The following is a 26717-nucleotide window of genomic DNA, read 5'->3' on the forward strand; positions in this document are numbered from 1 at the left end:
CTCCGATCGCCTTCGTCGGCCATCCCCGAGGACATCCCTGTGAGCACCTCATCGCATTCGCTTGCCTACCTGCTTGCGCGCATCCTGCTGATGGCGCTGTTCCTGGTCTCCGGGCTGGGCAAGCTCGGCGATCTCAGCGGCACCCAGGCCTATATGGAAGCCATGGGCGTGCCCGGCATCCTGCTGTGGCCAACGGTCGCCTTCGAGATCGGCAGTGGTCTGTGCATCCTGCTCGGCTTCCAGACCCGGCTGGTGTCGATCGTGCTGGTGGGCTTCAGCCTGGTCACCGCTTTCATCTTCCACCACAACTTCGCCGACCAGACCCAGCAGATCATGTTCCTGAAGAACCTGGGGCTGGCCGGTGGGTTCCTGCTGCTGGCCTGCACCGGGGCCGGGCGGTACAGCATCGACGGGCGCAGTCGGCGCGGGTAAGCCTCGATTCGAGGTGTGCACGCGCTGGCGGCGAAGTTCGGCCTCTGGCGCCAGCGTGTGGATCACCTTGCCCTGTGCATCCAGGAACTCGATGGCACCGTGACCCTCGGCCGTGAGGGTCCGGCCACGTTGAAGGCGCGCGTGTACTGCAGGCCATCGATGATCGGCGCCGGCGTCTTGACCTGGGTGATTCGCCAGCGTCGGACGCGAATGCCGGAACGCATTGCGATGCAGCCAGAACGAAGGACGTACAAGCACTGCGCATCATGCGATCTCCTGTCGGGATCGGAATCAGCATCCGCACGCCAAGCATGCCTGTGGTCGACGACCCCGCGCGGTGACACCGGCATGCTGGCGATGGGTCGACACCATTCCGCATCGTCACTCGAATTCTTAACTCTTCAGAATTCGACCAAGCCACCTTTGTCCCAGATGGCCCACAAGACAGCATGATGGCGCCCTACGGATTCAGGAATTTCGTTCATCTTCATGCGTGACATCGGACAGTTCTACGTAATCAGCGTCGAGGGAGTGACGCGGGCAGACGGCACCCTGCTGCAGGTCACCCGAATCGATTGCTCCTGCATCAAGTGTTCCTGGCAGTTCAGGGCCATTCCCAACCATGGCCTTGTCGATCTCGACGGTGCGGCTGCCCTCAGTTGCCCAACCTGCGGCAATCACCAGTCAGTCAGCCGCGCACGGCTTGAAGAGCTCAATCGACGCAGCGACGAATAGCCTGCACTTCAACCATCCATCAACACAGCACCGACACGACCGATACCCGGTGGGCCCTATCGTTCGTCAACAAGCACCCCCCGGCATTCCCATGAGTCATACCGGCATTTTTCAGATCACCGATCTCACCTACAAGGCTGGGGAGCAGGGCGACCTGGCCCGCGCACTGCAGATCGTCGCCACCTGCACCGCCTGCGGATCGACGAGCGTGTGGGACGAGCATGAGATGGAACACGTTGCCGGTGGAACCGTGCTCTCATGCCGTGGCTGTGGTGTCCGCCAGGCCATCAGCAACGCGCGCCTTTCTGGCTGCCCATCCGACATCCGTCATCCGCGCCGCTGAGCGGCGCGCAGTTCGTGCTGCGTAGCCGCCGGCAGGGGCAGTCGTTCACTCGGCTTTTACAACGCTGCGACGTTTCAAGCGACAACGCGCACTGATGCATCTGCCTGCATCCAAGGGCCGCGCCAGCGCGTATGTAGGATGCCCGCGCCTTGCGGGCATCCTATAGAGGAACGCGCCGTGAAAGCCCTTCAGCGGATAGCCGCCACAGTCAGCTTCGCCGTACTCGTCTCAGCCACTTCAATGAGCTTCGCCGCCGGTACCGTGATGGTCGGCGGAGCGGAGATGTATCCCACCAGGACCATCGTCCAGAACGCCATCAACTCCAAGGACCACACGACCCTGGTCGCTGCGGTCAAGGCAGCGGGCCTGGTCGATACCCTCAATGGCGCCGGCCCCTTCACCGTCTTCGCGCCCACCAATGCAGCCTTCAGCAAGCTGCCCGCAGGTACGGTCGATACGCTGGTGAAACCTGAAAACAAGGCACAACTGACCAAGATCCTGACCTACCACGTGGTGCCAGGCAATTACAGTTCAGCGCAGCTGATGGCCGATGCCAGGAAGCACGGCGGCAAGGCCACGCTGAAGACCGTTGAAGGTGAATCCCTCACCGTCGCACTGCATGACGGCAAGCTGTGGGTCATCGATGCCAAGGGCGGCAAGGCGGGGATCAGCGTTGCCGATGTCGGCCAGTCCAATGGCGTGATCCACGTGATCGACACGGTGTTGATGCCGAAGTAGTTGCAAGCAGCAGGACGAGCACATGCGCGGCAGCCGCATCGCGGCTGCCGCCGTCTCCTCCCATGAATCAGCATCGCGGCTGCGGGGCGATGACGCGCTACCTGATGTATCAGGAGCGTGCAGCGGCGTTGGGGCCTTTGTATCCCTGTCAGTCAGAAGGGGGCCTTGAATTCCAGGTGATTACCTGACGTCGTAGATCTCGCATTCGGTTGGGTCCATCGGTTCCCAATGCTCGCTCGCCAGCTCAAAGAAGGCAGCGGGTACCTCCATGGGGAACGTTGTGCCTTTCTCGCGATTGCGCTCGCGGACGCGATCACGACGAATGTCATGCGGGGTATCCAGGAGATGCACTACCAGATTGTGGGCCGCCCCCCTGACCTGCGCGTCGAAGAGGGTCTTCGTACCAATTCGAGAACCCACAGGCCGTAATACTCCAGTGGTCAACTTAGAAGCCAGCCAAATTGACCATGAGGGAAGCAGCCATGCAACTGGAAGACATCGAGCGCATAGGCGACTACGTCATGCCGGAGCGCCCTGCAGTACGCTCAGATCTCGCACTGATCTTCGGAACTCGGCACGGAGTGGAGGATTTCTGCCAGGCAGTAGTCACCCTGTGGCACAAGAGAATGTTCCGGAAGGCAGTCGTTTCCGGTGGCATGACCGGAGGTCTTCACGATTCAGAAGCCGAAACCATGGCTACCCGCCTCATGGAGTTGGGAATTCCAGAGCATGTGCTCATCATCGAGCCGCTCGCCATGAACACTGGTGAGAACGTATGGCGCTCGCGCGAGCTTGCCGAGCGCATGCTGCCTCTCGAAGAGAGACGGAGCGTCATTGCCATCGGAAAAATCTGTTCCGCGCGTCGATATCTGATGACAATGGCCCGTCATTGGCCAGGGCCAACCGTTACCGCGCAGTGGGTCAACTATTTCGCGGTGGACAAGAGTGACTGGCACCTGGATCCGGAGTTCGCCGAACGCGTCAGGGCCGAGTACGTGAAGATCCCGGACTACATAAGAAGGGGATTCCTGATCGAGCTTCCAGAAAGCTGATCCAGGTGCTGCCAAGGCACGCTGCACGCATCACGCCACGACGCCGTGTGCTGTTCAGGGCTATCGAGCGGCAACACCGGGCCTGACCAGCCCGAAGTCCCTCAGCGCAACGTAAGGATCCCAGTACTCCCTGTAGGCCATTATCTTGCCGCTTTCGAGCGTCACCATGGAGATATGGTCCTGGCGATAGAGCCAGCCGGCGTGGCCGCCTCCGTGTACTCTCCGCGCACCTGCCGGCGAGGACCAACCATTCGTTTCTTGCTGCCTTCCTTGTCATGGCACCAAGTGTCCATTGCCTGTCGATGCGCAGTAAATCCCGTGGAACCCTATCGGTGCCCGAGAATTATTTCCGATGCTTTTTCCGCCGACGCGGTAGAGGCATCGGGCCCGACGCCCAAGCACCTGCTTCTTATGGTGGGCCCACCAGGATTCGAACCTGGAACCAAGGGATTATGAGTCCCCTGCTCTAACCGTTGAGCTATAGGCCCGGCGCAGCGTCACAGTGTAGTGGAGGCCGCGCTCGATCGGCTACCCGGCAGCGGCAAACGCCTCCGAAATACGCCCCAGCCGCCTCTCCGCCGCTTCTGCGAGCCATACCTGCCGCCTCAGGCATGCCTGGAACAACGCAACCATCCTTCTGATCTCCTCCAGTCCCTGTTGGTTGTCGCCGCTGAAGCCGGCAAGCAATCCGGCCTCCGACAGCGTCAGCAGCGCATACGTCGTACGGTGTGCAAATCCCAATCGATCCTCGCACTCATCCCGCATCACCTCATCCCAGTCCAGCAGCGGCGGGAAATCGGTTTGCACGGGCTCGGGAACATCGTGCTCCACATCATTCATGGCGTGACTCCAGATGCATGACGAATCAATGCCGCAGGCCGTACGAGTTGCACGTGACCTGCCGCGCGCTTGCATCGGCGCCGGTGATGACCGGCCCGCCTACGGGATGTGTTGAGCATCTGCGCGATCAGCGTGCGACCGTCGCAGGAAAAATTCAAACGGCAGATGCGTCATCGGCAAGCCCCGTCGGGCATGTCCAGGCACCCCAAAAAGAAAAACCCCGCACCAGGCGGGGTTTCTCTCAACGCTTCACCAGCCGCTGGAAATCAATCGATATCCAGGAAGCTGCGCAGCTGCTCCGAGCGGCTCGGATGACGCAGCTTGCGCAGCGCCTTCGCTTCGATCTGGCGGATGCGCTCGCGGGTCACGTCGAACTGCTTGCCGACTTCTTCCAGCGTGTGGTCGGTGTTCATGTCGATGCCGAAGCGCATGCGCAGCACCTTGGCTTCCCTCGGGGTGAGGCCGGCCAGCACGTCGCGCACGGTTTCAGACAGGTTGATGTTGGTGGTGTTCTCGATCGGGGACTCCACGTTGGTGTCCTCGATGAAGTCGCCCAGATGGGAATCCTCGTCGTCGCCGATCGGGGTTTCCATCGAGATCGGCTCCTTGGCGATCTTCATCACCTTGCGGATCTTGTCTTCCGGCATGTCCATTTCCTTGGCCAGCTCCTCCGGCGTGGCCTCGCGACCGTACTGCTGGAGCATCTGGCGGGAAATGCGGTTCAACTTGTTGATCGTCTCGATCATGTGCACCGGAATACGGATGGTGCGCGCCTGGTCGGCAATCGAGCGGGTGATCGCCTGGCGGATCCACCAGGTGGCGTAGGTCGAGAACTTGTAACCGCGGCGGTACTCGAACTTGTCCACGGCCTTCATCAGGCCGATGTTGCCTTCCTGGATCAGGTCGAGGAACTGCAGGCCACGGTTGGTGTACTTCTTGGCGATCGAGATCACCAGGCGCAGGTTGGCCTCGACCATTTCCTTCTTGGCCTTGCGCGCCTTGGCTTCACCGTAGGCCATGGCACGGCTGATTTCCTTCAGCTCTTCCAGGTCCAGCTGGGTCAGCTTCTCGATGTCGATCGTCGCCTGCTGTTCGGCGATGATCTGGTCCTTCACTTCGCGCAGGGCCGACGACCACTTCTGCTTGCGCTTCAGTGCGTCTTCCACCCACTCCAGGTTGGTCTGGTTGCCTTCCCAGGAGCGGATGAAGTCCTTGCGCGGCATGCGCGCGGTGACGGTGGCCAGGTTCAGCACGCGTCGCTCATGGGCCTTGATCGACGCCATGGTGTCGCGCAGCTGCTTGGTCAGCACGTCGGTCAGCGGCAGCGGCAGCTTCAGGGTGACGAACACCGCCGACATCTCTTCGCGCAGGCGCGGCAGGTTCTTCTTGTCGCCCTTGGTCGCCGCCTTCTTGAAGGCATTGAAGGCATCGCTCAGCGCCTGCATGCGCGCAGCGACTTCCTCCGGATCCGGACCGGTCGGTGCGGCTTCTTCCTCGCCACCCTCGACGTCATCGTCCTCGTCCTCGTCGCCTTCTGCGTCGGCATCGCTGCTGTCATCGGCAGCGACCGCCGGCGGCGCCGGCTCTTCGTCGGCCAGGTCGTTGAAGCCGACGATCACTTCGGCCAGGCGCTTCTTGCCTTCCTTGTGGGCCTCGTAGTCGGTCAGCAGCGATTCGACCGAAACCGGGAACTGGCCCAGGGCGGCCTGGACCTGCGAAAGGCCTTCCTCGATGCGCTTGGCGATGGCGATTTCGCCTTCGCGGGTCAGCAGCTCGACCGTGCCCATTTCGCGCATGTACATGCGCACCGGGTCGGTGGTACGGCCACCTTCGGTGTCGAGCGCGCTCAGCGCGGCGGCAGCTTCTTCGGCCGCGGTGTCATCGACTTCGCGGTTACCGGTGTTGCCGTCGTTGAGAAGCAGGGTTTCCACATCCGGCGCAACTTCATGGACATCGATGCCCATGCCGTTGATCATGCCGATGATGTCTTCGATCTGTTCCGGGTCGACCATGTCGTCCGGCAGATGGTCATTGACTTCGGCGTAGGTCAGGTAGCCCTGTTCCAGGCCCTTGCTGATCAGTTGCTTGATTTCGGATTGGGCAGGACGTTCGTTGGCCATGTAGTGCTCGCGCCACCGGCTAGGGAGAAATAGGGAACGTAGCATTATACCAGCCCGGGGCCCTGCCTGCCGGGCGGTGGTCCCGGCGGCCTAGGGCCTGAGAAGGAAGGTCACGGGACCGTCGTTGACCAGGCTGACGACCATATGGGCACCAAACCGGCCCGTTTCCACCCCTGGCGCATGATTTTCACGGCAGATGTCGACAAATCGATTGAACCCGCGTTCAGCCTCGTCCGGCGGTGCGGCGCTGGTGAAACTCGGCCGCATGCCCGAACGGGTATCGGCCGCCAGGGTGAACTGGCTGACCAGCAGCAGGCCGCCACCGGTGTCGCGCAGCGACCGGTTCATCTTCCCGGCCTCGTCGGCGAACACCCGGTAACCCAGCAGGCGTTCGGCCATCCGCCGCAGCTGGGCCTCGCTATCCCCCGGTTCCATGCCGACCAGGGCCAGCAAGCCGGGGCCGATCTGCCCCACCACCTCCTCGTTGACATGGACGGCGGCCTGGCTGACACGCTGGATCAGGACGAGCATCGTGGGCTTCCAATGAACGGGGCCGGCCACGATAGCAGCGCCCTTGGCTAAACTGGCGCCGATGAATCCGCAACGCAAAGCCCGGCTGGTCTACCGCGCCACCACCCTGTTCGCCCGCCTGCCCTGGCCGCTGCTGCGGGGGTTCGCACACGCCCTGGCGTGGACGTGGGTTCGTGTCAATGCCCGTGAGAGCCGCGTTACCCGGCGCAACCTGGAACTGGCCTACCCGGAGCTGGACGGTCCTGCACGCGACCGCCTGCACCGCGAACTGCTGCGCTCCACTGCGCTGCAGGCCATCGAGACCCTGCGTTTGTGGAGCCGGCAGCCGGCCGACAACCTGCGGCTGCACCTGAAGCAGCGCCACGGCGAAGCCCTGTACGACGCGGCCCTGGCCAGCGGCAAGGGCGTGATCGTGGCCGCACCGCACTTCGGCAACTGGGAGCTGCTGAACCAGTGGCTGGCCTCGCGCGGGCAGATCGCCATCGTCTACAAGCCGCCGGAAGACGAGGCCAGCGACGCCTTCCTGCAGCTGGTGCGCGGCGGCCAGAACGTGCAGCAGGTACGCGCCGAGGGCCCGGCCGTGCGCCAGCTGTTCAAGGTGCTCAAGGACGGCGGCGCCACCGGCATCCTGCCCGACCAGCAGCCCAAGGCCGGCGATGGCGTGTTCGTGCCGTTCTTCGGCGTGCAGGCGCTGACCATGACCCTGGTCAACCGGCTGGCCGAGCGCACCGGCGCCACCGTGCTGTATGGCTGGTGCGAGCGCATCGGGCCGGACATGGAATTCGCCCTGCACATCGAGCCGACCGACCCGGCCGTGGCCGATCCGGACCCGCAGGTGGCCGCCACCGCGCTCAATGCCGGCATCGAGCGCATCGCCCGCCGCGACCCGTCGCAGTACCAGTGGACCTACAAGCGCTATACGCTGCGGCCACCGGGCAGCGGCGAGGAAGATCCGTATGCGACCGAAGAGCATCCGCACTGACGGCCCCCACGCCCATGCCCATCCGGCCCCTGCGACCGGCGGCCGCACCACGTTGAATACGACGCTGGCGCCCCCATAGAGACTGCGATGTCCGCCTCCCCCGGTCCCGCCATGCCTGCTGCCTCTTCCCTGTTCGGCGACCCCGCCGCGATCCGCTGCGAACGCGCGGTGGCCGAACTGCGTGCCGGTCGCCCGGTACTGCTCCACGATGGGCAGGGCCAGCGGCTGGCGGTGATTGCACTGGACAGCGCCACTGCCAGCAGCTTCGCTGCCTTCGCCGCTGCCGCACGCGAGCGCCATTACCTGTTCCTGACCGCCACCCGCGCCCGCGTGCTCGGCGTGGAGGCACCGGCAGGCGCGCGCCTGCCGCTGGCGGGGGTTGCCTTCGATGCCCTGCCCTCGCTGGGCTACCTGCGCGAGCCCGGCCCGATGCCGGACGACTGGACGGCCGGCGACGCCTTCGATGCCGGCGCGGTGGAGCTGGCCCGCCTGGGCCTGCTGCTGCCGGCGATGGTGGCGGTGCGCCTGGATGCAGAGGACATGACCTTTGCGGGTGCGGCCGAAGTGGCGTTGTGCGACCTGGCCGAGGGCGCGGCACACGCCGCCCACGATTACGAACTGGTCGCCCGTTCGCCGGTACCGCTGCGCGACGTCGGCATGACCACCTTCGCGGTGTTCCGCGGCGGCGTGGCCCAGCGCGACCAGGTCGCGATCATCGTCGGCGAACCGGACCTGTCGGCGGTGGTGCCGGTACGCGTGCACTCCTCGTGCCTGACCGGCGACCTGTTCGGCTCACTCAAGTGCGACTGCGGCGACCAGCTGCGGCGCGGCCTGCGCAAGCTGAAGGAACTGGGCGGCGGCGTGCTGCTGTACCTGGACCAGGAAGGCCGCGGCACCGGCATCGCCGCCAAGATGCGCGCCTACGGCTACCAGCACGACGGCCTGGACACCATCGATGCCGATGCACAGCTGGGCTTCGGTGCCGACGAGCGCCGCTACGGCAGTGCGGTGGCGATGCTGCATGGCCTGGGCATTTCGCGCGTGGCCCTGCTCAGCAACAACCCGACCAAGGCACAACGTCTGCGCAACGCCGGCATCGAGGTGCTGGACTGCATTCCGGTCACCGGCGAGATCACTGCCGAAAACGAACACTACCTGCGCACCAAGGCCGATCGTGCCGGCCACATGCTGGATGTGGACGCGCTGATCCAGGCTGCCCAGTAGCGCGGTCGACCTGCTACCGTCTGCGCGGTGCGGCCCTGCCGCCACCGCCCGCCCTGCCACCTGACGGAGCCTGCGTGATCGACGTTCCCCTGACCTCCCCGCCTGCCGATGCCTGGCAGTCGCTGCCGCAGCGCGCCGCCCGCCTGGCCGCACTGGAAGGCGCCTTCGGCGGACTGTTCGTGCCGGGCCTGCCGCTGGCCGCGGCCGCGTGGTTCTTCGAGCTGCCCGGCGGCCTGTGGACGGCCGCTCTTGGGCTGCTGATCGGCATCGTCTTCGGCGCGTGGCTTGGCCACCGCCGCTTGACCCGCACCCGCTGGCGGCTGGATACCCAAGGGCTGGGCCTGCGCCGCGACCTGATGTGGCAGCTGGAAACGCGCATCCCCATTTCGCGCGTGCAGCACCTGGACCTGCGCCGCGGCCCGCTGGAACGCCGTGCCGGCCTGGCCACGCTGATCGTGCACACCGCCGGGACCCGCATGAGCGCAGTGACCGTGAGCGGCCTGGACGAGGCCGACGCCGAGCGCCTGCGTGACACCCTGTCCCATCAGCTCGACCAGGACGCCGACGCCCTGTGAGCCTGCCGCCACCCCTGCCCGCATCGCTGCCTGCCGGTGGCGAGGACCATCGCCTGCACCCGTGGTCGTGGCTGTTCGTGCTGCTGATGCAGCTGCGCCACTACTTCCTGCCGCTGGTGGCGCTGCTGGTGTTCGGCCAGCGCGGTGACCGCGACCCGATGTGGGCGCAGCTGATTCCGCTGTCGGCGATTGCCGCGCTGGTGCTGGTCTCGGTGCTGCAGTACCTCAGCTACCGCTACCGCATCGGCAGCGACGCGATCACCGTGCGCAGCGGACTGCTGGCGCGCAACCGCCGCGAGATCCCGTTCGCCCGCATCCACAACGTGGAAGTGCGGCAGAACCCGCTGCACCGCCTGTTCGGCGTGGCCGAGCTGCGCCTTGAATCGGCCGGCGGCGTGCGTCCGGAGGCCGAAATGCGCGTGCTGAAGCTGGACCAGGCGTTGGCGCTGGAACGACTGGTGCGCCAGCGTGGGCAGGCACCGCAGGCCGCCGACGTCGTGGCCGCCCACTCGATCACCGACGCCGACACCGAACAGGTGCTGCTGCGCCTGTCGAGCTGGGATGTGGTGCGCATGGGCCTGCTGTCCAACCGCGGCTGGGCATTGGCGATCGCCGCTTTCGGCGTGCTGTTCCAGACCGTGCCGCGGCCGGTGATGGACGCGGCCATCCAGCGTGGCGGCCGGGAAGCCTTCGGCTACGCAAGCCACCTGCATCCCGGCGTGGCCGGCGCCTTCCTGCTGCTGGCCGCAGCCTTGCTGCTGGGCTGGCTGGCGCTGCGTGCGCTGTCGGTGGTGCTGACCCTGCTGCGCTATCACGGCTTCACCCTCAGCGAGCAGGACCGCCGCCTGACCGTCTCGGCCGGCCTGCTCAGCCGCACCCGCAGCAGTGTCGCGCGTCGCCGCATCCAGGCCTGGACGCTGCGCGAAACCACCCTGCATCGCTGGTTCGGCCTGCGCCAGCTGCGCATCGACAGCGCTGCCGGCGGGCCCTCGCGCGACGAGGACCGCGCCCTGCGCGAGCTGGCACCGCTGGCACCGGCAATGCGCTGCGAGCAGCTGGTGCAGCACCTGTTGCCTCAACTGCGGTGGCCGCCAGCGCAATGGCAGTCCATTCCGCAGCGTGGCTGGTGGCGGCTGTGCCTGGGCGCGCTGCTGCTGGTGCCGTTGCTGGCAGCGGCCGCGTACTGGCGCTGGGGATCATGGGGCCTGATCGTGCTGGCCTGGCTGCCGGTGGCGCTGCTGGTGGCACATCGGCAGATGGCGCGCATGGGCTGGTATCTGGATGCCCATTACGTGGCCGTGCGCGGCGGCTGGTGGAAGCGCTGGTGGCGCTGGGCCGAGCTGGACAAGGTGCAGGGCCTGCGCCTGCAGCGTTCACCGCTGGACAAGCTGCTCGGCACCAGCAGCCTGCAGCTGGATACGGCCGGTGCGCACGGTGATGTGGCGTTGACCCTGCGCCACCTGCCGCAGGCACAGGCGCAACACGTGATGGAGCAGCTGGCCGCGGCGCTGGCGCGGCGCAAGTTGCGCTGGTAAGCAACACCGGTAGTGCCGGCCGCTGGCCGGCAACCGCAGACATTCCCGAGGTTGCCGGCCAGCGCCCGGCACTACCGCGAGCGGGGTCGGCGAGGCATCAGCGCTGCGACGGCCCCCAATATCCCAGGTCCTTGCGGATCTGCAGGTCGCGCACCCAGCTGCCGAAGGGCTTGCGCCGCAGCACGCCCATTTCACCGGACAGGAAATCCTCGGTGGCGGCGATCACCCGCTCGCTGGACAGGCCATCGCGGTACGGATGGATGGCGTCGGCGTAGCGCACGATCTCCGCCTGCAGCGCGGCGTCGGGATGCAGCGCGCGCTGCAGCATCGCCGGCAGCTGCGCCGGGTCGTCGAAGTCGATCATGTGCGGCTTGGGCACGCGGTTGCGGAAGGTCACCACCGGCTTGTGCTGGACGATGAACTCCGAAACGATCGACGAGGTGTCCGACACCAGCACATCGGCGGCGCGCTGCGCGGCCATCACCTGCTCCGGCTCGATGAAGCGGGCATGGGCACCGGCCAGCGCGCGGTAGCGCTCGAACAGTTCCGGTGGGCACTTCGGGTGCAGGGTCAGCAGCCAGTAGCGCTCACCGCCAGCGATATCGGCGGCGATCTGCGCATGCAGGTGGGGCGCTGCGCTCAGGCGCTCGGTGAAGGTCGAACCGAACAGGATCACCGGGCGCCCGCCCGCCGCTGCGCGCAGCGCGGCGCTCTCGCCACCGTCGTCGCGGAACAGCGGGTCGAGCTTCGGCCAGCCGGTCTCGGCTACGGCGAAATGGCCCTGCAGGGCGGCGATCTCACGGAACGGCGCGGTGGTGGCCGGCCCCTGCGTGCAGTACAGGTCGAACATGCCGCGCACCCGGAAGTGGCCGCGCGCACTGTCGCGCTTCTCTACGTTGAAGCCATGGAACAGCTGTACCTTGGCGCCGGACAGGAAGGTCGGCACCCAGTTGGCGGCGCTGAACACGGCACGCGGCCGCATCGCCAGGGCCTGTTTCAGTCCGATGTTGGGCACGCCCGGCAGCCTGCTGGCGGCCGCGCCGTCCTCGAACCAGGCCGCCACCTCCTGCCCGGAGGCGTGCAAGGCCTGCGCCAACGGGGCGAGAATAGGCAGCGCATAGCGCTCCGTCGCAAACAACAGGTACCCGGCCATCATGTCCTCCACGACCGCTCCCATCGAACGGCCTCGCATCTCGGCCTGCATTATCGCGTTCAACGAGGCCGGCCGCATCGGCGACTGCCTGGCCTCGCTGGCCTTCTGCGATGAGATCATCGTCGTGGACTCGTACTCCACCGATGCCACCCTGGCCATCGCCGAGGCCGCAGGCGCCCGCGTGCTGCAGCGCGCGTTCGATGGCTTCCGTAGCCAGAAGGCCTACTGCGTCGAGCAGGCAAGCCACGACTGGGTGCTGTGCCTGGACGCCGATGAGCGGATCAGCCCGGAACTGCGCGCAGCCATCGAACAGGCCCGCGACGGTGGCTTCGCCGGCCATGCCGGCTATCGCTTCGCGCGCCTGTCGGAGTACTTCGGCAGGTTCCTGCGCCATGGCAACGCCTACCCGGACCGGGTGATGCGCCTGTTCGACCGCCGCCGCGGCGGCTGGCGCGGCAAGCGCGAGATCCACGAGGCGGCCAGCGTCGACGGCAGCGTCGGCACCCTGCGCGGCGACCTGGTCCATTACCCGTACCGCTCCCTGCAGCAGCAGCTGGCCAAGACCGAGAAGTACGCGCGGATGATGGCCGAGCACGAGTTCGCACGCGGCAAGCGGGCCACGCTGGGCAAGCTGGTACTGGCGCCGGCCTGGCGGTTTTGGCGCGGCTTCGTGTTCCGTGGCGGCTTCCGCGACGGCTGGCACGGCCTGGTCTACGCCTACGTGCGCGCCAACTACGTGCGGCAGAAGACCATCATGCTGTGGATGCTGGGCAACGGCCAGCCCGTGGCCGACCCGCCGAACCCCTGATCGCCGGGCCCCGCCCGGCGCGCCGACGCATCACGAGCCGGTGATCGCCCGGTGGCGCGCGCCTTCGACGATCGACAGGCCGGTCAGCAGCCCGACCAGGGTCACGTAGAAACTGGCCGTCATCTGGTGCGCGAACATTGACTGGGTCAGCCCGCACAACGCGTAGGTGATCACCAGCATGACGCCGGCAGCGGCCGGCCCGCGGAAGGTCGCCCGTCCGCTGCGGCGATGCAGGCGCACGAACAACCACAGCGGGATGCCATACACCGCCAGCAACAGCAGCAGGCCCGGTACACCCTGGGTCGCCGCCCATTCGGCCACGTCGTTGTGGGCATGCCCCAGGTGGCAGCGCAACTCTTCCGGGTTCTCCCGGCAGACCGGCACGCGCTGCATCGCGCTGTCGAAATGACCGATGCCAACACCCACCAGCGGATGATCGAGGAAGGTCTGCCAGGCCACCTGCAGGCGCTCGACGCGGGCACCGGCGGAAGAATCACTGTCGCCCAGCTCCATCCGCTGCACGTCGCTGTGCAGCTCGCTCAGGCGGACCTGGTGGCGCAGCTCCGGTACCGACAGCAGCAGCGTCGCACCGATCGCCAGCATCCCGGCCAGCACCGACAGTCGCGCCGCACCGGTACGCCAGCGCAGGCTCAGCGCCAGCACCACCAGCAGCGCCAGCAAGGCGGCGAACACACCGCGGCTGCCGGTCAGCACGATGGTGCCGCAGCCGGCGGCCATGCCGAGGATCACCAGCGACCAGCGCCGCGACGGGCGGCAGAACACCAGCAGCACCATCAACACCATCACGATGTCGGCCAGCACGATGGCGTTGGTGAACAGCTCCGCGCGCGGGGCGCCGCCCAGCACCTGCCACAGCGACATCACGAAGGTGGCGAGCAGGCCGGTCAACGAGCCGTACCAGAGCCACCGCAGGCTGGGACGCAGCGCGCAGATCCACAGCGCGATCCATGGGATCACCACGAATCGCGAACGGTTGTCGACGTCACGCAGGCCCTGTTCGAACAGCACCACCGACAGTACGCCGAGCGCCAGCACCGCCAGCATCAGCCAGACCAGCACTTTCACCGGCTGGCCCGCCATGCCCCGCGCGCGCCACAGCAGCTCCGGCGCCAGCAGGGTGCTGAGCAGCAGCAGGAGACCATACGGCAACAGGTTGATCGGCACGGTCAGCACCAGTGCCGGCAGGCAGAACAGCCCCAGCTGGGCCAGCCCGTGTGCAACCCCGTGACGCCCACCGACGGGAACGCCCAGCGGGTCGCCGGCCATGAGGTTCAGGTTGTCCGGTGAAGCTGGCACGTCGGGAAGTATCGCTGCAATCTGCTGGAAGAATGGGACAGGCCAACGCGGGCCGTCCCAGCCTGCTGTTTTACTGCCTTTGGACCCGCTTGGGCAGACTGGACAAGCGGAAATCGTGCTGGCTAGTCATGTTCCTGCAAACGCCGTTCACGTTCCCGCTCCTCGGCAGTGACCACGCACGGCACCGTCACCGCCGCCGCCGGCACCAGCCACCAGCGCCGCCGGTTGGCCACGCCGGCCAGTTCGGAGCGGTTGCGGTCGACGCACGACAGCATCGCGTACTCGTGGACCAGCAGCCAACGGCGCCCGGGCGCCAGCCGCTGCCAGCGCGTGGCCGCCACCAGCTGCTCGTCCCAGTCAGTCTCGAAACCGAAGGTCGCGGCGGGACGGTCGGCCAGCAGCAGGTGCTGTTCCTTCCAGGCCACCAGCCCCAGCTCGGCATCGGGGCCCAGGCGGGTACCGACCGTGCGCATCAGGCCACGGGCCGAACTGGAATCGTTCAGCAGCGGGTAGCCGACCAGGCTGTACAGCACCCAGACCACCGCCAGGGTCGACACCAGCGCAAGGTGCCGGCGACGGCCACAGGCCAGCAGGCTCAATCCGCCCCACAGGCCCATCGCCAGGATCGTCCACGCCAGCGCGTCGACGGCCCCGGGGGCGAGCCCGCGGCTATGGGTCAGGCGCAGCTCGAAGGCCGGGTCACCCAGCACCGCCATCGCGCCAGCCACGGCCAGGCCCAATGACAGCAGGCCGGTGAACAGCCCGACCACGGCCTGCACATCGCGTCGCTTCAGCAACCCCGGCAACAGCGGTGCCAGCACCAGGCAGAACATCGGCAGCGCCGGCAGGATGTAGACGTCGCGCTTGCCGGCGGGAATCGAGAAGAACAGCACCACCATCAGCCACCAGGCCAGCGGCAGCAGATAGCGCGCGTCGCGGCGTTGCAGCCGGCGGCGCCAGGCCGGAATCGCCCAGGGCATGGCCAGGAATGCCGGGATCCACATCAGCGGCATCGTCGCCAGGAAGTACCAGGCGGGCTGGTGGTGATCCCAGGAATGGGTGTAGCGCCGCGCCGTCTGCTGGAACAGGATATCGTCCATGTAGGCGCGATATTCGTCCGAGCCGGTGGCAAAGCCGGCCAGCAGCATCGGCGCCAGCCACAACGACACCGCCAGCAGGAAGGCCAGCGGCGCCAGCCAGAAGCGCGCGTCGCGCGCGTGCAGGCCCACCCGTGGCCACCGCAGCGCCGTGGCGATTGCCGCGGGCACGATCATCAGCAGCGCCAGCATGCCCACGCCCTTGGTGATCACGCCGATGCCGGCGAAGAACCAGCCCAGCCACCACCAGCGCCAGGCCGGCCCCAGCAGCAGGTGGCGCAGCAGGCCGTAGTTGGCCAGGGTGATGAACAGCAGCAGCAGGGGATCGATCTGCGCCTTCTTCGCCTGGAAGGTGAACTGCAGCGCGAACAGCAGCGCCCAGCCGGCATACAGCCCCACCCGCCGCGTCCACAGCCGCCGGCCCAGGTCGACCACGCACCACAGCGTGCCCAGTGCCGCCAGCAGCGACGGCAGCAGGAAGGCCACGCGCCACTGCCCGACCAGGCTGTAAAGCGTGGCCTGCCACCACATCAGCATCGGCGGCTTGTCCGAGTACAGCTCGGTCCCACGGTGCGGGAACAGCCAGTGACCGCTGTCGAACATCTGCTTGGCCACCAGCGCGAAGCGCGGCTCGTCCGACGGCCACGGATCACGAAGGCCCAGCCCGGCCCCCAGCACCAGCAGGGCCATCACCACGAACAACCACGTCTCGCGCGACGCGCGGGATTTCAGCATGGGACTCGCAACGTCAGCGGGGGTCAGGCCGTTTTTAGCAGACGCGCGTAAAAGAATCCGTCAGCATCGCTGTCACCCGGCAGTCGCTGGCGCGCGATCCCCTCGCAGTCCAGGCCGAATCTGTCATCCAGCGGCTGTGCCACCGCGTCCGGATGCCACTTCAGGAAGGCCCGCACCTGATCGATGTTCTCGGCGCGCAGGATCGAACAGGTGGCGTACAGCAGCACGCCGCCCGGGCGCAGCATCGACCAGCAGGCCTCCAGCAGGCGGGCCTGCACGCCGACCAGCGCATCGATATCCTCGGCGCGGCGGTGGAACATCACGTCCGGCTGGCGGCGGATCACGCCGGTGGCCGAACACGGCGCATCCAGCAGGATGGCGTCGAACGGGGTGCCATCCCACCACGCACCGGGGTCGCTGGCATCGGCCACCCGGGTCTGCGCGCCCTCACCTACACCGGTGCGGGTGTAGGTATCGCGGGCACGCGCCAGGCGACGCGCATCGATATCCAGCGCCAGCAGGCGCAGGCTCGGGTCACGCTCCAGCAGGTGCGCCGACTTGCCACCCGGTGCCGCGCAGGCGTCCAGAACGCGGGCGCCGGACGCCGGTGCCAGCGCGTCCGCCGCACATTGCGCCGACAGGTCCTGCACCGACAGCGCACCGTCGGCGAACCCCGGCAACTGGTTCACCGCGATGGGCGCCACCAGGCGCAGCGCGTCGGCGCTGAGCGGGCTGGCTTCGGCAGCAATGCCGGCCTCGGCCAGCGTGGCCAGCGCCTTGTCACGCCCCCCCTGCTGGCGGTTGGCACGCAGCCACAGCGGCGCCGGCTGCAGGCTGGCAGCAAAGATCGCCTGGGCCTGGGACGGCCAGTCGCGCTCGACGGCATCGGCCAGCCACGCCGGAAAGGCGTCACGCGCAGGCTGCTCCGGGAACCCCTCGCGCTGCGCGCGGCGCAGGATCGCGTTGACCAGCCCGGCCTGGCGCTCACGGCCCAGCGCGCGGGCGGCGTCGACCGTGGCCGACAGGGCCGCATGCGCCGGCAGTTCCAGCACGTCCAGCTGCGCGAAGCCCACCATCAGCAGCGTGCGCAGGTCGGCATCACGCGCCGACAGTGGCTTCTGCATCCACGACTGCAAGGCAGCGTCGTAGGTACTGCGGCGGCGCAGGACTGCAAAGCACAGCGCTTCCAGCAAGGCCCGATCACGACTGTCGGCCAGCTTGGGCAGTGCCCAGGCCAGTTCCGCCTTCAGCGAGCGGCCACGGGTGAACACCTGCGCCAGTACGCGTGCGGCCAGCATGCGGGTGGCCGCGCCCGGCGCCGCCTTGGCGACGGAGAAATCATTCTGCTTCGACACCGCTTATGCCCCCACGTGCAGGTCGCGGCGGGCATTGAGGTAGTCGGCGGCGGTGATCGCCTTGCCGCCTTCGCGCTGCAGCGTGCGCAGGCGCAGCGCGCCCTGGCCGCAGGCGATGTCGATACCATCGCGGCTGGCCGCCAGCACCGCCCCCGGCGCCTGGCCGTGGGCCAGATCAAGAGCGACCGCGCCGTGGATGCGCACGCGCTCGCCGGCCAGCGTGGCCTCGGCGATCGGCCACGGATTGAAGGCGCGCACGGTGCGCGCCAGTGCATCGGCGTCCTGCGCCCAGTCCAGGCGGGCTTCGGCCTTGTCCAGCTTGTGCGCGTAGGTCACGCCCTGCTCGGGCTGCGGCCGCGCGATCGGCTTGATGCCGGCACGCAGCAGGCCCAGGCCGTCTGACAGCACCTGTGCGCCCAGTTCGGCCAGCTTGTCATGCAGCTGGCCGCCGGTATCGGTGGCCGCGATCGGCAGCTCCTGGTGCAGCAGCACCGGGCCGGTATCCAGGCCGGCTTCCATCTGCATCAGGCACACGCCGGTCTTTGCGTCACCGGCCTGGATCGCGCGCTGGATCGGCGCGGCACCGCGCCAGCGCGGCAGCAGCGAGGCATGCACGTTCCAGCAGCCGTGGGTCGGGATCGCCAGTACCGCCCTGGGCAGGATCAGGCCGTAGGCGACCACCACCATCAGGTCCGGCTGCAGGTCGCGCAGCTGCCGCTGGGCAGCTTCATCCTTCAGCGATTCGGGCTGGTAGACCGGAATGCCACGGGCCACGGCTTCGAGCTTGACCGGCGACGGTGCCAGGCCACGGCCGCGCCCGGCCGGGCGATCAGGCTGGGTATAGACGGCCACGACCTCGTGGTGGCGCGCCGCGGCGCGCAGCGACGACACCGCGAATTCCGGCGTACCGGCAAAGACAATCCTCATGGCTACCCCACTTGCAGGATGGATTCGTGCAGGAAAGAAAACGGCGCCGTCGGCCGGCGCCGTACAGCCCGCGCGCGTCGCGCAGGCACGGGCCACCCGGAGGGCGGCCCGGATTGGCGATCACGCCACGTGCTTGCGCTGCTTGGCCAGCTTCTTGCGGACCATCTCGCGCTTGAGCGGCGACAGATAGTCGATGAACAGCTTGCCGTCCAGGTGGTCCATCTCGTGCTGGATGCAGGTGGCCAGCACTTCACCGGCCTCCAGCTGCTGCTCCTGGCCGTTGCGGTCCAGGTACTTCACGGTGATGGTGTCAGCGCGGGTCACGTCGGCGAAGATGCCCGGGACCGACAGGCAGCCCTCCTGATACACCCGGCCCCCGTCCTTGGCGACGATTTCCGGGTTGATGAACACATGCGGTTCATTCTTCTCTTCGCTGACATCGATGACCATGAAGCGCTTGTGCACGTCCACCTGGGTGGCGGCCAGGCCGATGCCCGGGGCGTCGTACATGGTCAGGAACATGTTGTCGATCAGTTCCTGGAAGGCCGGCGTGGTGACTTCGGCGGCGTCGATCAACGCAGCCTTGGTACGCAGGCGCGGATCGGGGAACTCGAGAATGGGGAGAAGGGCCATGGCTGTTTCCGGGTAGGGGGCCGGCACGCCGGCATACGTCGCAGATTCTAGCTCCAACGCTTGCCTTGCGCCCCGGTTTCTGGACTATAGTGCGTGGACCTGTTGGGGAATCAGGGCTTCACACCTATGTTGCTTCGTTTTCGTACGGTCGTCGCCGCGGCGATGCTGACCGTGGCTGCCTATGCTACCGCCGTGGAAGTGAATGGCGGGCACCCGGACACCTATGTGGTCCGAAAAGGGGATACGTTGTGGGATATCGCCGCACGTTTCCTGCAGAAGCCTTGGCTGTGGCCGGAGATCTGGCAAGCCAATCCGCAGATCGCCAACCCGCACCTGATCTATCCAGGTGACGTGCTGAGCCTGGCCTACCTGGACCGGGTGACCGTGTCCCAGGCCGGTCCGCGCCAGGAGGCCCCGATCGACGCCATTCCGCTGGCCCAGGTCGAGCCGTTCCTGAAGCAGCTGAGCGTTGTCGACAGCGTCAAGCAGCTGCCCTACGTCGTCGGCCTGGAGGACAGCCGCCTGCGCGTGTCCGGTGGCGACACCGTCTACGTGCGCCTGGCGGATGCCCAGGTGGGCCAGCGCTGGGCCGTGGTACGCCCGACCGTGCGTTACGCCCAGCCCAAGCCGACCGAGGACCTGACCGCCAACGGCGACGTCACCCCGGGCAGCGGCAACCTGTGGAAGGCCTACAACGCACCCAACGCACGTCGTGGCGTGCTCGGCTACGAACTGGCCCAGGTCGCCACCGGCACCATCACCCAGATCGCCGGCGGCAAGGTCGAGGCCTCCACGCTGGTGCTGGACAAGAACGTCGGCGGCCGCGAAGTGCGCGCCGGCGACCGCCTGGTGCCGGTCGAAGCCCGGCCGTACGACCTGCAGTTCGTGCCCCACGTACCCGCTGCGGGTGTCGAGGGCGTGGACGTGCGCGTGCTGGCGGTCACCGACATGTTCACCGCCGGTGGCCCACGCGACGTGATCGCGATTTCGGCCGGCCGTGCCCAGGGCGTGGACAACGGCACCGTGTTCTCGCTGTGGCGCCCGGGCCGCCATGTAGCGCACCGCATGAAGTACCCGACCTCCTCGCGCATGGACGACTCGCTCAGCACCGGCGCAGGCCGGGTCTCGCTGCCGGATGAATATGCCGCGCATGCGATGGTGTTCCGCACCTTCGACAACGTCAGCTACGCGCTGGTGATGCAGGGCGTGAAGCCGGTGCAGGTGGGTTACAACGCGCTGCACCCGGACGCGAAGTAACGGTTGCCGGACTGCCCCGGCCACCACTGGAGTGCCGGCCGCGGGCCGGCAGGCACCTCCGGCAAAACCTGACAGCCACATGCGAAGGCGCCCTAGGGCGCCTTTGTTGTGTGCGGCCGATAGTGGGGGATGACCACACATGCATACGAGGCGCTGCTGCGCCTGTTGATGGCGGGAGGCGCACTGGCGTCCCGACGGGCCCTGCTGCAGGCCGCGGGCGATGCGGAAACCGCCATCGCGCAAGGCACTGCGACCTGGCGTGCGCACGGTTGCACGCCGGAGCAGTGCGCCGCCCTGGAACGCCCCGATACCCGGGCCTGGACATCCGCCCGGCGCTGGCTGGAACAGGACAACCATCACCTGCTGCCGTGTACCGATCCGGCCTTTCCGCCATCACTGCTGGAGGTACCCAACCCGCCGCTGGCGCTGTTCGTGGCCGGTGATCCCTGCCTGGCCTGGCGCCCTTCGGTGGCGCTGGTCGGCAGCCGCACGCCCACCCCGGGCGGGCGTGCACTGGCCGCGCGTTTTGCCGGCTGCTTCGTCGAGGCCGGCCTGGCGGTGACCAGCGGCCTGGCCGCAGGCATCGATGCGGCCGCGCACCAGGCTGCGCTGGAGGCCGGCGGCTGCACCATGGCAGTGATCGGCACCGGCCCTGACCGGGCCTATCCGGACAGCCACGCCCGGCTGCAGGCGCGGATCGCCGCCGAAGGCGTGGTGCTCAGCGAGTACCTGCCGGGCACGGCTGCCCGTCCCAGCCACTTCCCTGCGCGCAACCGGCTGGTGGCCGGACTGGCGCTGGCCACCGTGGTGGTCGAGGCCGCGCAGCGCTCGGGCGCGCTGATCACCGCGCGCCTGGCCGCCGAGGCAGGCCGCGAGGTCTGTGCCCTGCCCGGGTCGGTGCTCAACCCGCGCGCGGCCGGCTGCCATCGCCTGATCCGCGAGGGCGCGGCGCTGGTCGAGCGCCCCGAGGAGGTCCTGGAACTGCTCGCCCCCGCCCTTCGCCAGCAGCTGCCGGGCTTGCAATCGCGGTTGGCCACCCCCACTGAACAGGCACCGCCGGCGCTCCTGCCGGCGCGCTGGGCCGACGACCCTGACTACCAGTGCTTGTGGCGGGCGCTGGACCACAACCCAAGCGGTATGGATTCACTGATCACGCGTTGTGGATTGACGGCGTCACAGGTGTCCTCCATGCTGCTGGCCATGGAACTGGCGGGAATCGTGGTGTGCGTACACGGCCGCTACTGTCGAACTCCCTAGTTTCTTCACCTCCACAGCGTCGCGCGACGCAGGCCGAGGGGCAATGAAAGAGAGCATCCTGGATGTACTGCTGTACCTGTTTGAACACTATTTCAGCGAAGATGCGGACCTGATCCGTGACCGCGATTCGCTCCAGAACGGCCTGATCCAGGCCGGTTTCAGCCCCACCGAGATCAACAAGGCGTTCGACTGGCTCGATGCCCTGGCCGCGCAGCGGCCGAGCGTGGCCCAGGCGCGGGTCGATGGCCCCGTGCGCATCTACCACGGCCCCGAGCTGGACAAGCTGGACGTGGAATGCCGCGGCTTCCTGCTGTACCTGGAACAGCACGGCATCCTCGACGCCGACCAGCGCGAGCTGGTGCTGGACCGGGCGATGGCCCTGGACCAGGACGAACTGGACCTGGACGACCTGAAGTGGGTCGTGCTGATGGTGCTGTTCAACCAGCCCGGCTCCGAAGCGGCCTACGCCTGGATGGAGACGCAGATGTTCATGGACGAGCCAGAACCCCTGCACTGACCGTACACTTGGGGGCATAGCGCATTCAGGAGCGTCCCCGTGAGCGAGTGGTTCCACGCAGAAGGCAACCGGCAGCAAGGCCCGCTGCCGGCGGAACAGTTGGTCGAGTTGTTCCGCAACAACCAGATCTCCCTGGACACGCTGGTCTGGCGCGACGGCCTGCCGCAATGGCAGCCGTTGCGCAGCGTGGTCGATGAGCTGGGCCTGATCGTGCCGGCGCTGGACGTCGCCGCGCCGGCCGTGGAACCCGAGCCGGAGCCCGAACCGGAACCGGTCGCGCCGCCGCCGCCGCAACCACCGGTGCTGCCGCCGTCCACGCCCTATGCCACGCAGACCCCGGCCGGGGTGCTGCCGCCGCCGAAAAAGAAGCTCTCCGGCTGCGCCCTGACCGCGATCATCGGCGGCGGCCTGCTGCTGGTGCTGGTGCCGGTCATGGCCATCCTCGCGGCGATCGCCCTGCCTGCCTACAACGACTACACCGTGCGTGCCAAGGTTGCCACCGCGGTCAATGCCCTGCAGCCGCTGAAACAGCAGGTGCAGCACTTCGCCGACGACGAAGGCCGCTGCCCCGGTGCCAACGATGCCGGTTTCCCGGCGCCGGGTGATTTCACCCAGGCCGGCCTGTCGGCGGTGAACATCGGCCGCTTCAACAACGGCCACTGCGGCATCGAAGCAACGCTGGCCGTGCCCGGCAAGAGCCTCGATGGCGACCTGCTGTGGCTGGAATATGATCGCGACAGCGGCCGCTGGGAATGCAGCGGTGAAAGCGACGACAAGTACCTGCCGCCGTCGTGCCGCGGCTGAGCCACGTGCACGGCAGCACCTCCAAGGACGATCCAACAGGGAACATGCAATGACCGAGTGGTACTACGCCGAAGGACAGCAACGCCAGGGCCCGCTGCCGGTCCAGGAAATCCGCCAGCGCTTCCAGCGGGGCGAACTGAACCTGGACACCCTGGTCTGGCGCGAAGGCATGGCCCAGTGGGCTGCACTGCGCCAGGTGGTCGATGAGCTCGGCCTGCAGACACTGGCTGATGCCAGCACGGCCACCGCCAGCGGCGGCTTCGACCTGCGCGGCGACTACGCCGCCATCGACAACGGCACTGCACCGCTGCCTGGCACGGGTGCGCTCAGCAGTTCGCCCTACAGCGCCCCGGCCGCTTCCGGTGCCGGTGGCCCGCAGCCGGTGATCGGCGGCGAGGTGGTCTACGCAGGCTTCTGGAAGCGCGTAGCGGCGTACATGATCGACTACTTCGTGCTGGCCATTCCGGGCGGCATCATCGGCGCCATCATCGGCGTGGTGCTTGGCGCCAGCATGGGCGCGGTGGGCAGTGGCGAGACCTCCATCGAAATCGTCGCGCAGGTGGCCAGCGCGCTGATCAACATGGCCATCGGCGTTGCCTACTACACCTGGTTCCATTCCTCGCAGGGTGGCGCCACGCTGGGCAAGATGGCGGTCGGCATCAAGGTCGTGCGCAGCAACGGCGATCGCCTGACCAAGGGCCGCGCCTTCGGCCGCTACTGGGCCATGCTGCTGAGCAGCTTCACCCTCGGCATCGGCTTCCTGATGGCCGCCTTCACCGAGCGCAAGCAGGGCCTGCACGACATGATCTGCGACACCCTGGTGGTCGACCGCTGGGCCTACACCGACCAGCCGCACCTGCAGCGCCATGAGCTGGGCACGGTCACCATCGTGATCCTGGTGCTCACCGGCCTGCTGGTGCTGGCGGGCCTGGTGGTGCTGGTGGCCGCGGTCGGCTTCATCGCCAAGATGGCCTCATGAACGGCCATCCTCACGTCTGGCTGCTTGACAGGGGCTGGCCGGGCGTGATTCCTCTAATAAGGTGAAACCTGAACGCCCGGCACACTACCGGGCGTTCAGCGTATTGATTTGTCCGTGGCCGCTTCACTAATGCGGCCGTTTGCTCCACCCTAGCGGCCCCTCCCCTGCGGCTCGCCCCACAGACACTGCTGCCATGCCCAAGCACCTGCTCATCGTCGAATCGCCGGCCAAGGCCAAGACGATCAACAAATACCTCGGCAAGGACTACACCGTCCTGGCCTCGTATGGGCATGTGCGTGACCTGATTCCGAAGGAAGGCGCGGTCGACCCGGACAACGGGTTCGCCATGCACTACGACGTGATCGACAAGAACGAAAAACATGTCGACGCGATCGCCAAGGCCGCCAAGGGCGCCGACGACATCCTGCTGGCGACCGACCCGGATCGCGAAGGTGAAGCGATCAGCTGGCATATCGCCGAGATCCTGAAGGAACGCGGGCTGGTCAAGGACAAGCCGATGCAGCGCGTGGTGTTCACCGAGATCACCCCGCGCGCCATCAAGGAAGCGATCAGCCAGCCACGCGCGATCGCCAGCGACCTGGTCGATGCCCAGCAGGCGCGCCGCGCGCTGGACTACCTGGTCGGCTTCAACCTGTCGCCGGTGCTGTGGCGCAAGGTCCAGCGCGGCCTGTCCGCCGGCCGCGTGCAGAGCCCGGCGCTGCGCATGATCGTCGAGCGCGAGGAAGAGATCGAAGCCTTCATCGCCCGCGAGTACTGGTCGATCGCCGCCGAGTGCGCACACCCGTCGCAGCACTTCAACGCCAAGCTGATCAAGCTGGACGGGCAGAAATTCGAGCAGTTCACCATCACCGACGGCGACACCGCCGAAGCCGCCCGCCTGCGCATCCAGCGGGCCGCGCAGGGCTCGCTGCATGTCACCGACGTGGCCAGCAAGGAGCGCAAGCGCCGCCCGGCGCCGCCGTTCACCACCTCCACCCTGCAGCAGGAAGCCTCGCGCAAGCTCGGTTTCACCACCCGCAAGACCATGCAGGTGGCGCAGAAGCTGTATGAAGGCGTGGCGATCGGTGACGAAGGCACCGTCGGCCTGATCTCGTACATGCGTACCGACTCGGTGAACCTGTCGCAGGACGCGCTGGCCGAAATCCGCGACGTGATCGCCCGTGATTACGGCATCGCCTCGCTGCCCGACCAGCCGAACACCTACCAGACCAAGTCCAAGAACGCCCAGGAAGCGCACGAGGCGGTGCGCCCGACCTCGGCCCTGCGCACCCCGGCCCAGGTGGCGCGCTTCCTGACCGACGACGAGCGCCGCCTGTACGAACTGATCTGGAAGCGCGCCGTCGCCTGCCAGATGATCCCGGCCACGCTCAACACGGTCAGCGTCGACCTGTCGGCTGGCAGCGAGCACGTGTTCCGTGCCAGCGGTACCACCGTGGTGGTGCCCGGCTTCCTGGCCGTGTACGAGGAAGGCAAGGACAACAAGAGCGCCGAAGACGAGGACGAAGGCCGCAAGCTGCCGGCGATGAAGCCGGGCGACCGCGTGCCGCTGGAACGCATCCAGGCCGAGCAGCATTTCACCCAGCCGCCGCCGCGCTACACCGAAGCGGCGCTGGTGAAGGCGCTGGAAGAGTACGGCATCGGCCGTCCGTCGACCTACGCCTCGATCATCCAGACCCTGCTGTTCCGCAAGTACGTGGAAATGGAAGGCCGCAGCTTCCGCCCGTCCGACGTCGGCCGCGCGGTGTCCAAGTTCCTGTCCAGCCACTTCACCCAGTACGTGGACTACGACTTCACCGCCAAGCTCGAAGACGAGCTCGACGCCGTCTCGCGTGGCGAAGAAGAGTGGATCCCGCTGATGGCCCGCTTCTGGGAGCCGTTCAAGGAGCTGGTGGAAGACAAGAAGGAATCGGTGGACCGCGCCGAGGCCAGTGGCGCGCGCGAGCTCGGCACCGACCCGAAGACCGGCAAGCCGGTCAGCGTGCGCCTCGGCCGCTTCGGGCCTTACGCCGCCATCGGCAGCACCGCCGAGGACGCCGAGGAGAAGCCGAAATTCGCCTCGCTGCGCCCCGGCCAGTCGATGCACACCATTTCGCTGGAAGACGCGCTGGAACTGTTCCTGATGCCACGCGCGCTGGGCGAGGACAACGGCGAGCCGGTCAGCGTGGGCATCGGCCGCTTCGGCCCGTTCGCCAAGCGCGGCAGCACCTATGCCTCGCTGAAGAAGGAAGACGACCCGTACACCATCGACCTGGCCCGCGCCGTGTTCCTGATCGAAGAGAAGGAAGAGATCGCGCGCAACCGGATCATCAAGGAGTTCGAGGGCAGCGACATCCAGGTGCTGAACGGCCGCTTCGGCCCGTACATCAGCGACGGCAGGATGAACGGCAAGATCCCCAAGGATCGCGAGCCGGCATCGCTGACCCTGGCCGAAGTGCAGCAGCTGATGGAAGAAACCGGCAAGCCCGTGCGCAAGGGCTTCGGCGCCAAGAAGGCTGCCGCGAAGAAGGCACCGGCCAAGAAGGCGGCGGTGAAGAAGGAAGCGGCGCCGAAGAAGGCCGCAGCCAAGAAGGCGCCTGCCAAGAAGGCGGCGAAGAAGGCCGTGGTAAAGAAGGCCGCTGCAAAGAAGGCACCGGCGAAGAAGGCCGTCAAGAAAGCCGCGAAGTAGATTCACGCCATGCGTGGATAAGGGGTAGTGCCGGCCCCCGGGCGGCAAAAAGCCCAACCACCCCAATCCCGGCCTCCGGCCCCCC

At 67.3% G+C, this 26717-nt stretch carries 25 protein-coding genes and 1 tRNA gene; 16 read left to right on the forward strand and 10 right to left on the reverse strand.

Annotated elements, in window-relative coordinates; translation table 11 throughout:
- Positions 1–39: 39 nt before the first annotated feature.
- From VG566_RS17800 to VG566_RS17820, 5 genes are all read left to right on the forward strand, one after another.
- Entirely contained in the window at positions 40–432 is a 393-nt protein-coding gene (locus VG566_RS17800) for a DoxX family protein (protein ID WP_169411466.1), read from the forward strand.
- Positions 433–921: 489 nt separating this feature from the next.
- Positions 922–1167 (forward strand): hypothetical protein, encoded by a 246-nt coding sequence (locus tag VG566_RS17805; RefSeq protein WP_014648541.1) that lies wholly within the window; start codon positions 922–924, stop codon positions 1165–1167.
- Positions 1168–1258: 91 nt separating this feature from the next.
- The gene (locus VG566_RS17810; protein WP_049404779.1) at positions 1259–1510 is read left to right on the forward strand and encodes a hypothetical protein; all 252 of its coding nucleotides are present in this window, start codon (positions 1259–1261) and stop codon (positions 1508–1510) included.
- Positions 1511–1687: 177 nt separating this feature from the next.
- Complete coding sequence (locus VG566_RS17815) at positions 1688–2248, forward strand: fasciclin domain-containing protein (protein WP_423172660.1); 561 nt, start codon at positions 1688–1690, stop codon at positions 2246–2248.
- A 482-nt stretch (positions 2249–2730) separates the two neighbouring features.
- Positions 2731–3300, forward strand: a complete 570-nt coding sequence (locus VG566_RS17820) for a YdcF family protein (RefSeq protein ID WP_241884841.1) — start codon at positions 2731–2733, stop codon at positions 3298–3300.
- A 412-nt stretch (positions 3301–3712) separates the two neighbouring features.
- Here the strand turns inward: VG566_RS17820 and VG566_RS17825 are convergent.
- The 4 genes from VG566_RS17825 to dtd all read right to left on the reverse strand — a co-directional run bounded on the left by VG566_RS17825 (position 3713) and on the right by dtd (position 6791).
- A tRNA-Ile gene (locus VG566_RS17825) sits at positions 3713–3788 on the reverse strand.
- A 40-nt stretch (positions 3789–3828) separates the two neighbouring features.
- Entirely contained in the window at positions 3829–4140 is a 312-nt protein-coding gene (locus tag VG566_RS17830; RefSeq protein WP_241884840.1) for a hypothetical protein, read from the reverse strand.
- A 266-nt stretch (positions 4141–4406) separates the two neighbouring features.
- Complete coding sequence (rpoD, locus tag VG566_RS17835) at positions 4407–6260, reverse strand: RNA polymerase sigma factor RpoD (RefSeq protein WP_014648552.1); 1854 nt, start codon at positions 6258–6260, stop codon at positions 4407–4409.
- A gap of 90 nt (positions 6261–6350) precedes the next feature.
- Complete coding sequence (dtd, locus tag VG566_RS17840; RefSeq protein ID WP_241884839.1) at positions 6351–6791, reverse strand: D-aminoacyl-tRNA deacylase; 441 nt, start codon at positions 6789–6791, stop codon at positions 6351–6353.
- Positions 6792–6852: 61 nt separating this feature from the next.
- Here dtd and VG566_RS17845 point away from each other — a divergent pair, with 61 nt between their 5' ends.
- The 4 genes from VG566_RS17845 to VG566_RS17860 all read left to right on the forward strand — a co-directional run bounded on the left by VG566_RS17845 (position 6853) and on the right by VG566_RS17860 (position 11107).
- A complete protein-coding gene (locus VG566_RS17845; RefSeq protein ID WP_014648554.1) occupies positions 6853–7773 on the forward strand; it encodes a lauroyl acyltransferase in 921 nt (306 codons plus the stop codon).
- Positions 7774–7860: 87 nt separating this feature from the next.
- Entirely contained in the window at positions 7861–8997 is a 1137-nt protein-coding gene (gene ribA / locus VG566_RS17850; RefSeq protein WP_032958282.1) for a GTP cyclohydrolase II RibA, read from the forward strand.
- A 74-nt stretch (positions 8998–9071) separates the two neighbouring features.
- Positions 9072–9572 carry a PH domain-containing protein gene (locus VG566_RS17855; RefSeq protein WP_014648556.1) on the forward strand — a complete coding sequence of 167 codons (501 nt, stop codon included), beginning with the start codon at positions 9072–9074 and terminating at the stop codon, positions 9570–9572.
- Complete coding sequence (locus VG566_RS17860) at positions 9569–11107, forward strand: PH domain-containing protein (RefSeq protein ID WP_164109776.1); 1539 nt, start codon at positions 9569–9571, stop codon at positions 11105–11107. The genes VG566_RS17855 and VG566_RS17860 overlap by 4 nt, the downstream gene beginning before the upstream one ends.
- Positions 11108–11204: 97 nt before the next feature.
- Here the strand turns inward: VG566_RS17860 and VG566_RS17865 are convergent, their stop codons facing one another.
- Positions 11205–12263, reverse strand: a complete 1059-nt coding sequence (locus VG566_RS17865) for a CDP-glycerol glycerophosphotransferase family protein (protein ID WP_100450670.1) — start codon at positions 12261–12263, stop codon at positions 11205–11207.
- On the opposite strand from VG566_RS17865, the gene VG566_RS17870 reads away from it, so the two are divergent.
- A complete protein-coding gene (locus VG566_RS17870; protein ID WP_032958277.1) occupies positions 12262–13068 on the forward strand; it encodes a glycosyltransferase family 2 protein in 807 nt (268 codons plus the stop codon). The genes VG566_RS17865 and VG566_RS17870 overlap by 2 nt on opposite strands.
- A 30-nt stretch (positions 13069–13098) precedes the next feature.
- On the opposite strand, the gene VG566_RS17875 is transcribed toward VG566_RS17870, so the two are convergent.
- The 5 genes from VG566_RS17875 to def all read right to left on the reverse strand — a co-directional run bounded on the left by VG566_RS17875 (position 13099) and on the right by def (position 19132).
- A complete protein-coding gene (locus tag VG566_RS17875) occupies positions 13099–14355 on the reverse strand; it encodes an O-antigen ligase family protein (RefSeq protein ID WP_014648560.1) in 1257 nt (418 codons plus the stop codon).
- A 152-nt stretch (positions 14356–14507) separates the two neighbouring features.
- Positions 14508–16217: an ArnT family glycosyltransferase gene (locus VG566_RS17880; RefSeq protein WP_241884893.1), complete on the reverse strand. Its 1710-nt coding sequence runs from the start codon at positions 16215–16217 to the stop codon at positions 14508–14510.
- A gap of 23 nt (positions 16218–16240) precedes the next feature.
- Positions 16241–17572 (reverse strand): 16S rRNA (cytosine(967)-C(5))-methyltransferase RsmB, encoded by a 1332-nt coding sequence (gene rsmB, locus VG566_RS17885; RefSeq protein ID WP_046432737.1) that lies wholly within the window; start codon positions 17570–17572, stop codon positions 16241–16243.
- 3 nt (positions 17573–17575) lie between these two features.
- Complete coding sequence (fmt, locus tag VG566_RS17890) at positions 17576–18499, reverse strand: methionyl-tRNA formyltransferase (protein WP_014648563.1); 924 nt, start codon at positions 18497–18499, stop codon at positions 17576–17578.
- A gap of 120 nt (positions 18500–18619) precedes the next feature.
- The gene (gene def / locus VG566_RS17895) at positions 18620–19132 is read right to left on the reverse strand and encodes a peptide deformylase (RefSeq protein WP_014648564.1); all 513 of its coding nucleotides are present in this window, start codon (positions 19130–19132) and stop codon (positions 18620–18622) included.
- A gap of 126 nt (positions 19133–19258) precedes the next feature.
- Here def and VG566_RS17900 point away from each other — a divergent pair, with 126 nt between their 5' ends.
- From VG566_RS17900 to VG566_RS17925, 6 genes are all read left to right on the forward strand, one after another.
- Positions 19259–20389, forward strand: coding sequence for a LysM peptidoglycan-binding domain-containing protein (locus VG566_RS17900; protein ID WP_032958270.1), 1131 nt, complete (start codon positions 19259–19261; stop codon positions 20387–20389).
- 129 nt (positions 20390–20518) lie between these two features.
- The gene (dprA, locus tag VG566_RS17905) at positions 20519–21646 is read left to right on the forward strand and encodes a DNA-processing protein DprA (protein WP_241884892.1); all 1128 of its coding nucleotides are present in this window, start codon (positions 20519–20521) and stop codon (positions 21644–21646) included.
- Positions 21647–21689: 43 nt separating this feature from the next.
- The gene (locus VG566_RS17910) at positions 21690–22163 is read left to right on the forward strand and encodes a DUF494 family protein (protein ID WP_005419622.1); all 474 of its coding nucleotides are present in this window, start codon (positions 21690–21692) and stop codon (positions 22161–22163) included.
- A 39-nt stretch (positions 22164–22202) separates the two neighbouring features.
- Positions 22203–22967 carry a pilin gene (locus VG566_RS17915; RefSeq protein WP_014648567.1) on the forward strand — a complete coding sequence of 255 codons (765 nt, stop codon included), beginning with the start codon at positions 22203–22205 and terminating at the stop codon, positions 22965–22967.
- A gap of 49 nt (positions 22968–23016) precedes the next feature.
- Positions 23017–23946, forward strand: coding sequence for an RDD family protein (locus VG566_RS17920; protein WP_049408647.1), 930 nt, complete (start codon positions 23017–23019; stop codon positions 23944–23946).
- Between the two features lie 193 nt (positions 23947–24139).
- Positions 24140–26632 carry a DNA topoisomerase I gene (locus tag VG566_RS17925; protein WP_241884891.1) on the forward strand — a complete coding sequence of 831 codons (2493 nt, stop codon included), beginning with the start codon at positions 24140–24142 and terminating at the stop codon, positions 26630–26632.
- Positions 26633–26717: the final 85 nt, after the last annotated feature.

The organism is Stenotrophomonas sp. CASM114 (assembly GCF_049384325.1).
Lineage (GTDB): Bacteria > Pseudomonadota > Gammaproteobacteria > Xanthomonadales > Xanthomonadaceae > Stenotrophomonas > Stenotrophomonas muris.

Coding starts and splice junctions, on each gene's coding strand:
- VG566_RS17920 (WP_049408647.1), top strand. CDS start 23,017: ATGACCGAGTGGTACTACGCCGAAGGACAGCAACGCCAGGGCCCGCTG.
- VG566_RS17805 (WP_014648541.1), top strand. CDS start 922: ATGCGTGACATCGGACAGTTCTACGTAATCAGCGTCGAGGGAGTGACG.
- rpoD (WP_014648552.1), bottom strand. CDS start 6,260: ATGGCCAACGAACGTCCTGCCCAATCCGAAATCAAGCAACTGATCAGC.
- VG566_RS17810 (WP_049404779.1), top strand. CDS start 1,259: ATGAGTCATACCGGCATTTTTCAGATCACCGATCTCACCTACAAGGCT.
- def (WP_014648564.1), bottom strand. CDS start 19,132: ATGGCCCTTCTCCCCATTCTCGAGTTCCCCGATCCGCGCCTGCGTACC.
- VG566_RS17845 (WP_014648554.1), top strand. CDS start 6,853: ATGAATCCGCAACGCAAAGCCCGGCTGGTCTACCGCGCCACCACCCTG.
- fmt (WP_014648563.1), bottom strand. CDS start 18,499: ATGAGGATTGTCTTTGCCGGTACGCCGGAATTCGCGGTGTCGTCGCTG.
- VG566_RS17880 (WP_241884893.1), bottom strand. CDS start 16,217: ATGCTGAAATCCCGCGCGTCGCGCGAGACGTGGTTGTTCGTGGTGATG.
- VG566_RS17830 (WP_241884840.1), bottom strand. CDS start 4,140: ATGAATGATGTGGAGCACGATGTTCCCGAGCCCGTGCAAACCGATTTC.
- dtd (WP_241884839.1), bottom strand. CDS start 6,791: ATGCTCGTCCTGATCCAGCGTGTCAGCCAGGCCGCCGTCCATGTCAAC.
- dprA (WP_241884892.1), top strand. CDS start 20,519: ATGACCACACATGCATACGAGGCGCTGCTGCGCCTGTTGATGGCGGGA.
- ribA (WP_032958282.1), top strand. CDS start 7,861: ATGTCCGCCTCCCCCGGTCCCGCCATGCCTGCTGCCTCTTCCCTGTTC.
- VG566_RS17875 (WP_014648560.1), bottom strand. CDS start 14,355: ATGGCCGGCGACCCGCTGGGCGTTCCCGTCGGTGGGCGTCACGGGGTT.
- VG566_RS17910 (WP_005419622.1), top strand. CDS start 21,690: ATGAAAGAGAGCATCCTGGATGTACTGCTGTACCTGTTTGAACACTAT.
- VG566_RS17865 (WP_100450670.1), bottom strand. CDS start 12,263: ATGATGGCCGGGTACCTGTTGTTTGCGACGGAGCGCTATGCGCTGCCT.
- VG566_RS17900 (WP_032958270.1), top strand. CDS start 19,259: ATGTTGCTTCGTTTTCGTACGGTCGTCGCCGCGGCGATGCTGACCGTG.
- VG566_RS17820 (WP_241884841.1), top strand. CDS start 2,731: ATGCAACTGGAAGACATCGAGCGCATAGGCGACTACGTCATGCCGGAG.
- VG566_RS17870 (WP_032958277.1), top strand. CDS start 12,262: ATGTCCTCCACGACCGCTCCCATCGAACGGCCTCGCATCTCGGCCTGC.
- VG566_RS17925 (WP_241884891.1), top strand. CDS start 24,140: ATGCCCAAGCACCTGCTCATCGTCGAATCGCCGGCCAAGGCCAAGACG.